General features: G+C 60.5%; 10 protein-coding genes. 5 read left to right on the top strand and 5 right to left on the bottom strand.

Going from position 1 to position 12,278, the window contains the following annotated elements; all coding sequences use genetic code 11:
• Positions 1-104 precede the first annotated feature (104 nt).
• The 4 genes from WDB88_RS03565 (at position 105) to WDB88_RS03550 (ending at position 4,808) form a co-directional block, all read left to right on the top strand.
• A complete protein-coding gene (locus tag WDB88_RS03565) occupies positions 105-815 on the top strand; it encodes a type 1 glutamine amidotransferase (RefSeq protein ID WP_339108826.1) in 711 nt (236 codons plus the stop codon).
• On the top strand, positions 812-2,164 hold the full coding sequence (locus WDB88_RS03560; protein ID WP_339108825.1) for a glutamine synthetase family protein: 1,353 nt from the start codon (positions 812-814) through the stop codon (positions 2,162-2,164). The genes WDB88_RS03565 and WDB88_RS03560 overlap by 4 nt, the downstream gene beginning before the upstream one ends.
• Before the next feature lie 11 nt (positions 2,165-2,175).
• On the top strand, positions 2,176-3,480 hold the full coding sequence (locus tag WDB88_RS03555) for an FAD-binding oxidoreductase (RefSeq protein WP_339108824.1): 1,305 nt from the start codon (positions 2,176-2,178) through the stop codon (positions 3,478-3,480).
• A 143-nt stretch (positions 3,481-3,623) separates the two neighbouring features.
• Positions 3,624-4,808, top strand: a complete 1,185-nt coding sequence (locus WDB88_RS03550) for an aminotransferase class I/II-fold pyridoxal phosphate-dependent enzyme (protein WP_339108823.1) — start codon at positions 3,624-3,626, stop codon at positions 4,806-4,808.
• A 61-nt stretch (positions 4,809-4,869) separates the two neighbouring features.
• Here the strand turns inward: WDB88_RS03550 and WDB88_RS03545 are convergent, their stop codons facing one another.
• A complete protein-coding gene (locus WDB88_RS03545) occupies positions 4,870-6,309 on the bottom strand; it encodes an aldehyde dehydrogenase family protein (protein ID WP_339108822.1) in 1,440 nt (479 codons plus the stop codon).
• Between the two features lie 184 nt (positions 6,310-6,493).
• Between WDB88_RS03545 and WDB88_RS03540 the strand changes: the two genes are divergently transcribed.
• Positions 6,494-7,150 (top strand): peroxiredoxin, encoded by a 657-nt coding sequence (locus tag WDB88_RS03540; RefSeq protein WP_339108821.1) that lies wholly within the window; start codon positions 6,494-6,496, stop codon positions 7,148-7,150.
• Positions 7,151-7,211: 61 nt separating this feature from the next.
• Here WDB88_RS03540 and WDB88_RS03535 read toward each other — a convergent pair whose 3' ends face one another.
• From WDB88_RS03535 to pnp, 4 genes are all read right to left on the bottom strand, one after another.
• Positions 7,212-8,048, bottom strand: a complete 837-nt coding sequence (locus tag WDB88_RS03535) for a glycosyltransferase family 2 protein (RefSeq protein ID WP_339108820.1) — start codon at positions 8,046-8,048, stop codon at positions 7,212-7,214.
• The gene (locus WDB88_RS03530; protein WP_339108819.1) at positions 8,041-8,826 is read right to left on the bottom strand and encodes a hypothetical protein; all 786 of its coding nucleotides are present in this window, start codon (positions 8,824-8,826) and stop codon (positions 8,041-8,043) included. Before WDB88_RS03530 ends, WDB88_RS03535 begins: the two co-directional genes overlap by 8 nt.
• Positions 8,827-8,845: 19 nt before the next feature.
• Positions 8,846-9,970, bottom strand: a complete 1,125-nt coding sequence (locus tag WDB88_RS03525) for a rhamnan synthesis F family protein (RefSeq protein ID WP_339108818.1) — start codon at positions 9,968-9,970, stop codon at positions 8,846-8,848.
• 105 nt (positions 9,971-10,075) lie between these two features.
• A complete protein-coding gene (gene pnp / locus WDB88_RS03520; protein ID WP_339108817.1) occupies positions 10,076-12,220 on the bottom strand; it encodes a polyribonucleotide nucleotidyltransferase in 2,145 nt (714 codons plus the stop codon).
• Between the last annotated feature and the right edge of the window lie 58 nt (positions 12,221-12,278).

Here is a 12,278-nt window from a genome sequence, read left to right as displayed (position 1 = left end):
GCCCCGCCAATTATCAGAACGATGCCCGAGACACGCCCCCCGCGACAGCCCTTGCCGCCACCGTCTTGCAGCACTAGGCTCGGGATACCGGCGATATCGCCTCAATGAATGGTTTCTACATGCTGATCGGCATTCTCAAGCTCGGGCCTATGGCCGAGCCGCTTCGCGAAAAACATGGCCAGTATTCTGACATGTTCCAGCGCCTCTTCTCCCGCTACGATTTCACCTATCGCATCTATGATGTGGACGAAAAAGGCGAACTGCCCGCCCGTCCCGATGAATGCGATGGCTGGATTCTCAGCGGCTCGAAATACGGTGCCTATGAAGACCACGCCTTTATCCCGCCGCTCGAAGCGTTCATCCGCAAGGTCGCGGCCTCGGGCGTGCCGATGGCGGGGATCTGCTTCGGGCACCAGATCATCGCACAGGCACTGGGAGGCAAGGTCGAGAAATTTGCAGGCGGCTGGGCCGTGGGCGCACAGCATTACCTGATCGACGGCACCCCCGTCACGCTGAACGCATGGCATCAGGATCAGGTGACGCAGATGCCGGAAGGCTTCGACTGTGTGGGCAGCAATGACTTCTGCCGCTATGCCGCAATGGTCAAGGGCAACCAGATTTTCACCATCCAGCCGCATCCCGAATTCGACGATGCGCTGATCGGCGATATGCTGGCCACCCGCCGCGACGGACCGATCCCGAATGCGCTGATTGACGCCGCCGAAACAAAACTGGACGAAAGCAAGAATTCGTCGGCCATCGCCGACCGCATCGCACAGATGTTCCTTGCCGCAGAAAAAAGGAAAACCGCATGAGCGACTGGATCAAGAAATGCCCGCAGGCCGCGCAGGACTATCTGGAAGGCCGGCGGCTGGACGAGGTCGAATGTATCGTCCCCGACATCGCGGGGGTTGCGCGCGGCAAGGCGATGCCTGCCTCGAAATTCGCGCATCAGAAACATTTCTACCTGCCGAACTCGATCTTCCTGCAAACCATCACCGGCGAGTGGACGGATAACCCCTCGGGGGCCTTTACCGAACCGGATATGATCCTGGAACCCGACTTCTCGACCGCCACGGCCGCGCCCTGGACCGCCGACTGGACGCTGCAGGTGATCCATGACGTGAAGGATCAGGCCGGTAATCTGGTGCCCATCGCGCCGCGCAATGTGCTCAAACGGGTGGTCGATCTGTATAAGGCCGAAGGCTGGACGCCGATTGTCGCGCCCGAGATGGAATTCTTCCTTGTGGCGCGCAATACTGACCCCAACCAGCCGATCATCCCGCCGATGGGCCGCACGGGGCGGCGCGCTGCGGCCAAACAGGCCTATTCGATGTCGGCGGTGGATGAATATGGCAAGGTGATCGACGATATCTATGACTTTGCCGAGATGCAGGGGTTCGAGATTGACGGCATCCTGCAGGAAGGCGGCGCGGGCCAGATCGAGATCAACCTCGCCCATGGCGACCCGATCGAGCTGGCCGACCAGATCTTCTTCTTCAAACGGATGATCCGCGAGGCGGCGCTGCGTCACGACTGTTTCGCCACCTTCATGGCCAAGCCCATCGAGGGCGAGCCGGGGTCGGCCATGCATATCCACCAGTCGGTGATCGACACCAATGGCAACAACATCTTCTCGGACGAGAAGGGCAACGAGACGGAAACCTTCCTGCATTGCATCGGCGGGCTGCAACGCCACCTGCCTGCGGTCATCGGGTTGCTGGCGCCCTATGTGAACAGCTACCGCCGCTACATTCCGGATTTCGCCGCCCCCATCAACCTTGAATGGGGCCGCGACAACCGCACCACGGGCCTGCGCGTACCGATCTCCAGCCCCGCTGCACGGCGGATCGAGAACCGGCTGGCAGGGATGGATTGCAACCCCTATCTGGGGCTCGCGGCGACGCTGGCCTGCGCCTATCTGGGCATGAAGGAAAAACAGCTGCCCCGCCCCGAATATCTGGGGGACGCCTATTCCGGCACCGACGAGCTGCCTGCCAACCTCGGCGATGCGCTGGATCTTCTGGCCGGTCACGACCCGATCCGCGATGTGCTGGGCGAAGAGTTCTGCATTGTCTACGAGGCCGTCAAACGCAATGAATACAAAGAGTTCCTTCAGGTCATCAGCCCGTGGGAACGCGAACACCTGCTGCTGAACGTCTGACAAGGCCCCCGATGAACCTGCTTTTTGCCAATGATACCACGGGCGAACATGCGCCCAGCTATTACGCCGCCACCGCTTTTTCCGACAAACGCCGCCCCAAGCTGCGCGGTGCGGAAAAAGCGGATGTCGCGATCATCGGTGGCGGGTTCACGGGGCTGTCGGCGGCCCTGCATCTGGCCGAACGCGGCTATTCGGTGCGCCTTGTCGAGGCGCATCGGGTGGGCTTCGGAGCCTCGGGGCGCAATGGCGGGCAGGTCGGCTCCGGTCAGCGGCTGGAACAGGACGATCTCGAGGCCGCCTATGGCCGCGAGATGGCGCATCGGCTGTGGGAATTCGGTCAGGAAGCCAAAGGCTTGGTCAAATGCCTGATTGCCGCGCATGATATTCCGGTGACCTTCCACGAGGGCATCGTGCATGCCTGCCTGCACAAGCACGAGGTCCGCCATTCCCACCATATGGCCGAGAAACTCTCCCGCGATTACGGCTATGATCTGGTCGAACCGCTGACCAAGAGCGAGTTGCAGGAAATCCTGCCCTCCGACCGCTATAAAGGCGGCGATATCGACCGCGGTGCCGGACATCTACATCCGTTGAACTTTGCCCAAGGGATTGCCCTTGCCGCCGAAAAGGCGGGGGCGGTGCTTTACGAGGAAAGCCATGTTCAATCGGTGGAAACGGGGCCAGAGGTCACCATCACCACCGATGACGGCGTGCTGCGGGCGGAGTATCTGGTGCTGGCCTGCAACGGCTATCTGGGCGATCTCAAGCCCAAGGTCGCGGCCCGCGTCATGCCGATCAACAATTTCATCGTCGCGACCGAGCCATTGGGCGCGCGGGCTTCGGAGGTGCTGCGCGAGCATGTCGCCGTGGCCGATACGAAATTCGTGGTCAATTACTGGCGGCTTTCGGAAGATAACCGGCTGCTGTTCGGGGGCGGCGAAAGCTATGGCTACCGTTTTCCCGACATCGTGAAAACCGTGCGCAAACCGATGCTTGAGGTCTATCCCGGCCTCAAGGATATCCGGATCGACTATGCGTGGGGCGGGACTTTGGCAATTACCATGAACCGCATGCCCGCCTTCATCCGCCCTGCAGGCGATAACATCCTGTCGGCCTCGGGGTTTTCGGGGCATGGGGTCGCAATGGGGGTGCTGGCGGGGCGGATCATGGCCGAAGCGATCAGCGGTCAGGCCGAGAAATTCGACATCTTCGCATCCCTGAATGTTCCGAAATTCCCCGGTGGCGCGATGCTGCGCAGTCCGCTTCTGGCAGCCGCGATGACATGGTATGCGATGCGCGACCGGCTGGGCCTGTAACGGCCCCACCAGAAACGCCCCCCGGCCAGTAGGGGAATTTGCTGCGGCTCTTGTAAGCCTACACACGGGTTGACACATTAGTTTCACTTGGCCTTAGCATACTGCTCGGGCAATGAAGCTGCAAATTGTGTCAGGAGACCCTCATGCCACGCGATGCACAGATCGCCCCCAACTGCTATGACGCCGAGCCGATCCCCGAAGCCGCCCGCGCCGAGATCGACCGCCTGCTGACCACGGGAGACCTGTTCCGCTATACCTCCGAAGGTTCGCCTGTCGCGCGGCTCGAAGAGGCCTTCGCCGCCCATATGGGGGTCCGCTATGCGGTGGCTGTGTCCAGCTGTTCGCAGGCGCTGTTTCTGGCGATGAAGGCGCTGGATCTGCCTTTGGGCGCGCGGGTTCTGGTGCCGGCCTTTACCTTTGCCGCCGTGCCCTCGGCTATCATTCATGCGGGCGGCGTGCCGGTTCTGGTCGAGGTGGGCGAGGATTTCCGCATCGACCTTGAGGATTTCGCCGCCAAGATCGCCAGCGCCGATGCCGTGCTGATCAGCCATATGCGGGGCCATACCTCGGATATGGATGCCATCATGGAACAGGCCGAGGCGCATGGCCTGCCGGTGATCGAGGATGCCGCCCATAGTCTTGGCACCCGCTGGCACAACCGCAAGATCGGCACGATCGGGCGCATCGGCTGTTTCTCCTTCCAAAGCTACAAGCTTCTGAACGCGGGTGAAGGCGGGGTGATGATCACCGATGACCCCGATCTGGCCGCACGCGCCATCATCATGTCAGGCGCCTATGAGCATAACTGGAAAAAGCACTCGGGCCTGATGACGCGCTGCGAGGCGTGGCAGAACAAACTGCCGCTCTATAACTGCCGGATGCAGAACCTGTCGGCGGCGATCCTGCTGCCGCAGATCGGCGAGATCACCCGCCGCGCGCGCGATGGGCTGCGCAACCATGACCATGTGGCCGCCCGTCTGGGGGAAAGCCGCTGGCTGAAGGTGCCGCCTGCCCTGCCGCCTGAAACCCGCGCACCGGATTCGCTGCAATTCCTGCTGGCTGGGGAATGGAGCGACGACGAGGCCCGCGCCTTTCAGGCCGAGGCAAAAGCACGGGGGGTGTCGGTTTCGGTCTTCGGGCTATCGACCGATAATGCCCGCGCCTTCTGGAACTGGCAGTTTTTGGGCGAGCTGCCCGAGCTGCCCAAGACCCGCGCCATGCTGATGCGCGCCTGTGACATCCGCCTGCCGGCGCGGCTGACGCAGCCCGATCTGGAGTTCATCTCGGAGGCTCTGCTAGAGGCCGTCGCCCAAGTCAAACCCGCCTGAAGAAAAAGCCGGAGCATGAGGCTCCGGCTTTCCACTTTTTCAGACCAGATATCCGGCCGGATTATTCGGCAGCATAGCCCGAGATCGCGATCACATCGCAGAACTCTTCGATGCCCCAGCGCCCGCCTTCGCGCGCACGACCCGAGGCCTTGATCCCGCCGAAGGGCGAACCCGCCCCGCGCGATTGACCGTTCAGCTCGATCATGCCCGCCTGAAGCTGCATGGCCATGCGGCGCAGACGCTCAGGGTCTTGGGTCTGCGCATAGTTGGTCAGCCCGTATTCGGTGTCATTGGCCACTTTCACAGCCTCTTCTTCCGTATCGAAGGGCATGATCGACAGCACCGGTCCGAAGATCTCTTCGTTCATGATGCTCATATCCGGCGTACAATCGGCAAAGACCGTCGGGCGGACGTAATAGCCACGGTTCACACCCTCGGGCAGACCCGGACCACCGGCCAGAAGGGTCGCGCCCTCGGCAATGCCCTTCTCGATCAACCCCTGGATCTTGTCGTATTGCGACTTGTTGATCACCGGACCGATATGTTTGCCATGCTCGCGCGGATTGCCGACCTTGGTTTCCTCGGCCACTTTCTTCGCGATTTCCAGCGCTTGCGGATAGATCGCGCGCTCGACCAGCATACGGGAGGGCGCATTGCAGCTTTGGCCGGAGTTGTTGAACATATGCTTCACGCCACGTTCCACAGCCGCATCATCGGCATCGGCAAACACAAGGTTCGCGCCCTTGCCACCCAGCTCAAGCGCGACGCGCTTCAGCGTCTCGGCGGCATTTTTCGAGATCGCACGGCCTGCGCGGGTGGAACCGGTAAAGGAGATCATCTCGATATCCACATGGCCCGAAAGCGCGGTGCCCACGCCCATGCCATCGCCGTTCACAAGGTTGAACACGCCTGCGGGGATGCCTGCCTCATGCACGAATTCGGCGAAGAGCATCGAGCTGAGCGGCGCCTCTTCCGAAGGCTTCAGCACCATGGTGCAGCCCGCCACAAGCGCCGGAGCCACCTTCAGCGTGACCTGATTCATCGGCCAGTTCCACGGGGTGATCAGACCCACAACGCCAATCGGCTGATAGCCGATCATCGCGCCCGGCGTGCCATCGCCCAGCGGGTGCAGCCACTCGAAGGATTTCGCCGCCGTCAGGCAGTTGGTGATATGGCTGATACCGGCTCCGGCCTGCGCGGCGAAGGCCAGATCGATCGGCGCGCCCATTTCAAGGCTGATCGCCTCGGCCATCTCCTGCTGGCGGGCCTTATAGACCTCGAGCAGACGCTCGACATAGGCGATACGCTCGGCGGGGGGCGTCGCGCGCCATGCAGGCAGCGCGTCCTTGGCGGCCTTGACGGCGACATCGACATCGGCACTGGTGCCAAGGCTGATAATGGCGCAGGCTTCTTCGGTGGACGGATCAATGACGTCGTGGTCGCGCGGGGCCAGCGGCGCAACCCATTCACCATTGATGTAAAACTGACGTTTCTCGATCATGAGCAGACTCCTATTTCGCGCGCAGCCTGTCTGAAAGCGGCCAGAGACGCAAGGGACCGAAAGCGCATTCCGCCATGCAAAGCGGGAATAGAGCCGTGCAAATTTGCGCAATTCAATGGCACAGGCTGGGCAAAGCCGGAGGCTGCGCCTATATCTGGGGCAGAGATTTCAGATGGAGGACTCTATGGGACTGCGCATCAACGATATCGCCCCCGATTTCACCGCGCCTTCGACCGAAGGCGAGATCAAGTTTCACGATTACATCGGCGATGGCTATGTCGTGCTGTTCTCGCATCCGCGTGACTTCACCCCTGTTTGCACCACCGAATTCGGCGCTGTCGCACAGTTGGCCGATGAATGGGCCAAGCGGAACACCAAGGTTATCGGTGTGTCGGTGGACACGGTCGAAGAGCATGTGAAATGGAAAAACGACATCGAGTCCTTCTCGGGCGCGAAAGCCGGTTTCCCGATCATCGACGACACCTCGCTAACCGTGTCGAAAGCCTATGACATGCTGCCCGCAGATTTCTATCTGCCCGAAGCCAACCGCACCCCCGCCAATACCGCGACCGTGCGTACCGTCTATATCATCGGGCCGGACAAGAAGGTCCGCCTGACGATGACCTACCCGATGTCGGTGGGCCGCAACTTCGCCGAGATCCTGCGCGCGCTGGATGCCGTTCGGGCAACCGATGGCGTGCCGTTTGCCACCCCCGCAAACTGGGTGCCGGGGCAGGACGTGATCGTGGCGCTTTCGGTGTCGGATGACGATGCCAAAGCGAAATACGGCGATCTGGATATCAAGCTGCCTTATCTGCGTTTCGCAAAACAGCAGAACTGAAACACGGCACATGGTTTGAAAAAGCCCGCATCGATATGCGGGCTTTTTTTATGGGCTTGGCTCAACTGCGCGGCTCGGGCAGGCCGTAATGGCCCATCATGCCCGCGATTGCCTGATCATTGCCCCGCGTCTCTTCGTTGATATTGAAGGACTTCAGGCTGACCTCCTGCGAGCCCGGCCATTCGATGATCCGCGTCCGCCCCCCGACATGCCGGATCAGCGTGCCCTGCATCCGTGCCATCCAGTAAAGCCAGACATCATCGGCCATCGGCGCGAGCGTCATGAACAGCTCTTTGCGCGTCACATCCTTATACAGGCTATGGGGCGGGTAAAGCACCCCATGCACCCCCGTCAGAAACACATCCGCGGCGCTTTCCGTTTCCGAGATATTCTTTTGCCACGCGCCATAGGGCAGAGGCTGCCCGTCCCTAACCGTAAACCGATGGGCGCGGTGCACCATGATCTGGCGCGGAGACGCCTTGGCGGCCTCGACCAGCCGCTCCAGCCAGTCGCGAGGGTAATAGACATCGTCATCGAAGGTCACGATGGTCGCCTCCGGATAGGCCAGAAGCGTCGGGATGATCTTCATATACGAGCGCAGGAACTCGTGGCTGCGGATACTTAGTCCCGGCAAGGCACGGATAGCAGGCGGCAGTTGTTCTTCATGGCCGGGTTCCAGCCACAAGATAACCTCGTCAGGAGCAACGCTCTGCGTCAGGATCGAGCGCAGCGTGATCTCCAGCGAGCCGAAACGTGGCGGATAGCTGGTCAGCGACACGATCAGGCGCCCCGCCAGCCCATGCGGCCTGCCCTGCCCCTTGCGAGACAGAACCTCGCGCCGTGCCTTGGCCACGCGCCTGCGCCATTTCAGATAGCGAAACCAGTTCGGCTCAGCCATTCGGGGCCTCCCATGCCTGTTTCAGCCAAGAGACATCCCCGATCCGGCGATACCATTTTCCGCCCCGCCCGTTCAGCGCATCGGTCATTTTGGGATTGCCCGCGAAACAGACGATCTTGGCGCCCTCCGGCAGCGTGGGATCGGCCAGATAGCTTTTCAGCCCGCGCGGCACGCAATCATTCTTGAAACTCACGCACCAGCCCTTGGGCCAATAGGCCAGATGACCATGCTTTGCCAGTTGCGCCGACTGGAACTGCTGGCTGATCTCGTAATCACGGGTCGCGGCCTCGGGATCGGCCAGATAGGCGTCAAGGATATAGCTATGCGCGCCGATTTCGTAACGGAAGACCGAGCTGTTGCCGACCGAATGCAGGAAGGCATCGCGTTCGGCATTCACCTTGCGCAGGGGCTTGTGCCGGAAAAGATCATCGTCGCGGATGATGCGGAAGGGGCCGTCCAGCTCGAAAAACGCATCGAGCGGCCCCACGATCACCTGATCAAGGTCGAGAAACAGCGCCGTCCCCGATAGCCCTGCCAGATCCTCGCGAAACAGCGCCAGCTTGCGCCAACGGGTGTCGGTCTTGCCCTTCGCCAAGCCCAACTCGGGCAAAGGCAACGCCTCGATCCGGCTGTCCAGCCCCGAGGCATCATCGGTAAAGCAGATGAACCGGTGCGGGCGGCCCAGATGCTGCCGCACCCCCGCCGCCAGCCGGTTGACATATTCGGGACCATAGAGCGTGCCCCATTTCATGGTGAGGATCAGCACCGGATCGGTCATCCCGCTCTCCCTAGAGATTTCAGTTCTTGTCCCAGACCGCGACCTCATCGCGGATTGCGGGCGGAAACTCGGCTTCCAGCCCCAGTTCAAGGATCTTGGCCCGTGCCCCGATCATTTCAGCCACCCGCTGTTTTTTCAGGAAAGGAAAGCCCAGAGACCGCATCACATAGGGATGCAGCGCCGTAGAAAAGACAAAAAGATTGGTTGCCTCGATCTTGTCGCTCAGCGCATCACGGATCTGAAGCGCGGTCATATCCCCCCGCTCGAGAAGCGGCTGGATAATCCGCGCATCATGGCGCTTCACGCTGCATTGCAGGCGCAAAATCGCGTCCATCATCTCTTCATCGTCGAGATTGATCAGGAAATCGCGCACCTCTGCCCAGCTATGCAACCCGCCAACGCTGAAACCGAGATCCGCAAAATGGTTGGCAAGTTTCAACTCGCGCATCTTGATCACAAGGCGCTTGTCATTAACGATCGACATCTTGCGCCAATACCGGTCAAATCGCGGGTCCTGCACAACCTTCTGCGAGAAGCGGAAGAAATAGGACTGCACATGGGTCCGGTGATGGTTTCCCGCCTTCCGGTGCCGCCAGTCCAGATCGACAAACAACCCCCAGACATCTTCGGGCGCAGCACGGCTTTGGTCGATCACATCGGAGTCTTCCGAAAGCGGGAACCACATACTGTCATTCATGACATAGAGGTTGCGCGGGGCCATCTTGCGGTCGAGAACCTGCAAGACGCCCTCGCGATAGCCACCGAAATCATAGCCGATATTCGGGCGCTCCACGATGAGACGGGTCAGCGGGGAAAGCTTTGCCTTATCGGCATCGGAGATCTTGGTATTCGAGACCAGAACCACCGACAGCCCCTGCTTGGCCAGCCAGTCGAGTTGCCAATAGGTCGACGCCAGAATGCCTTTAGGCTGATAGACCAGCAAAACGACCACATCCTGCGTTGCGACCTGCTGCCCTTCGATCACATGGACCTTACGACTGCGCTGCAAATCACAGATCATGCGCGTCACATGCCCCCAATAGGGCATGAACTTGAAATAAATCTGACGCCCGAGCCGTTTTATTTCACGAACAAATTTTTCCGAGGGGGTTTTCTTGGGCGGCAAATAGGATGTCTGCGTCACTGTCCTGCTCCACAGGCCATTGCACGAAAGCGCGCGGGGCAAAGGGCCTGAAATAGTAAATGAGGGGCATGAACCACGCCCCTCACAATCATCGAAAAGCGCAGATCAGTCTGCTTTTTCTTCTTTTTTCTCCGGCGCGATTTCTTCGCCGGTTTCTTGGTCGACCATCTTCATGCCAAGGCGCACCTTGCCGCGATCGTCGAAGCCCAGCAGTTTGACCTTCACCTCTTGACCCTCTTTGAGGATATCCGAGGGGTGGTTCAGGCGCTTGTTGGCGATCTGCGACACGTGGACGAGGCCGTCACGCTTGCCGAAGAAGTTCACGAAGGCGCCGAAATCGACGAGCTTCACGACCTTACCGGTGTAGATCTTGCCTTCTTCCGGCTCTGCCACGATCGAATAGATCATGTCATAGGCCTTCTTGATGGCTTCACCATTGGCCGAGGCGATCTTGATGATGCCGTCGTCATTGATGTCCACTTTCGCGCCCGAGGTTTCCACGATCTCGCGGATGACCTTACCGCCCGAGCCGATCACTTCACGGATCTTGTCGGTCGGGATCTGCATCGTCTCGATGCGCGGTGCGTGCTCGGAGAACTCGGTGCGGCCCGCGGACAGCGCCTTGTTCATCTCGCCCAGAATGGTCATGCGGCCGTCTTTGGCCTGCGCCAGAGCCTGCTCCATGATCGCGGGGGTGATGCCTGCAACCTTGATGTCCATCTGCAGCGAGGTGATGCCGTTTTCGGTACCCGCCACTTTGAAGTCCATATCGCCAAGGTGGTCTTCGTCACCCAAGATGTCGGTGAGGACCGCATAGCGACCGTCGTCTTCAAGGATCAGGCCCATCGCAACGCCTGCCACCGGAGCTTTCAGCGGAACGCCCGCATCCATCATCGACAGCGAGCCGCCGCAGACCGAAGCCATCGAGGACGAACCATTCGATTCGGTGATCTCGGAGACAACGCGGATGGTGTAGGGGAAGTCGGTTGCTGCCGGCAGCACCGCTTGCAGCGCGCGCCATGCCAGCTTGCCGTGACCGATTTCACGACGGCCCGGCGAACCCACGCGGCCAACTTCGCCCACCGAATAGGGAGGGAAGTTATAGTGCAGCAGGAAGTTCGAGCGGTAGTTGCCTTCCAGCGCGTCGATGATCTGCTCGTCATCGCCGGTGCCCAGCGTGGTCACGACCAGACCTTGGGTCTCGCCACGGGTGAACAGAGCCGAACCGTGGGTACGCGGCAGGATGCCCACTTCCGAGGTGATCGGACGCACGGTGGTTTTGTCACGACCGTCGATACGGGCGCCACCATTGATGATGTCACCGCGCAGGATGCCCGATTCCAGCTTCTTGATCGCCGAACCGAGATTCGCGTCTTCGCGATCTTCTTCCGACAGCGCTTCTTTAATTGCGGTCACGGCAGCAGAGATCGCATTCGAACGCTCTTGCTTGTCCTTGATCGCGAAGGCGGCGCGCATCTGGGTCTCGCCAGCCGCTTTGACCTTGCCATAGAGCTCGTCATAGTTCGGCGGAACGAAGTCGAAGGGCTCTTTCGCGCAGGCTTCGGCCAGATCGATGATCAGGTCCAGAACCGGCTGCATCGCGTCATGGCCGAATTTGACCGCGCCGAGCATTTCTTCTTCCGACAGCTCGTAAGCTTCGGATTCCACCATCATAACGGCGTCTTTGGTGCCTGCGACAACCAGATCGAGGCGCTGCTCGGGGTTGTTGCGCAGTTGGGTCATGTCCTCGCATTCGGGGTTGAGGATATATTCCCCATCCACGAAGCCAACACGCGCTGCCGCGATCGGGCCCATGAAGGGCACGCCCGAGATGGTCAGAGCCGCCGAGGCCGCGATCATCGCGACGATATCGGGCTCGTTGACCAGATCGTGGCTGAGCACGGTGCACATGACCAGCACTTCATGCTTGAAGCCCGGAACGAACAGCGGGCGGCAGGGACGGTCGATCAGACGCGCGGTCAGCGTCTCTTTTTCCGTCGGGCGTGCTTCGCGTTTGAAGAAGCCACCCGGGATCTTACCGGCTGCGTAATATTTCTCTTGGTAGTGAACCGTAAGCGGGAAGAAATCTTGACCCGGCTTCGGTGCCTTGGCGAAGGTCACGTTGGCCATGACCGAGGTTTCGCCCAGCGTGGCGATCACGGTCCCATCGGCCTGACGTGCCACCTTGCCGGTTTCCAGCGTCAGGGTCTCTTCGCCCCACTGGATGGATTTTTTCGTAACGTTGAACATTCAGCGTATCCTGTCTGGAAACCTCACAGGCGTATCCCGTGGGCTCCCGTTTGCATGG

It is taken from the genome of Thioclava sp. GXIMD4216 (genome assembly GCF_037949285.1).
GTDB classification, from domain to species: Bacteria; Pseudomonadota; Alphaproteobacteria; order Rhodobacterales; family Rhodobacteraceae; genus Thioclava; species Thioclava litoralis.
This window is presented reverse-complemented; position numbering and strand designations above follow the sequence as displayed.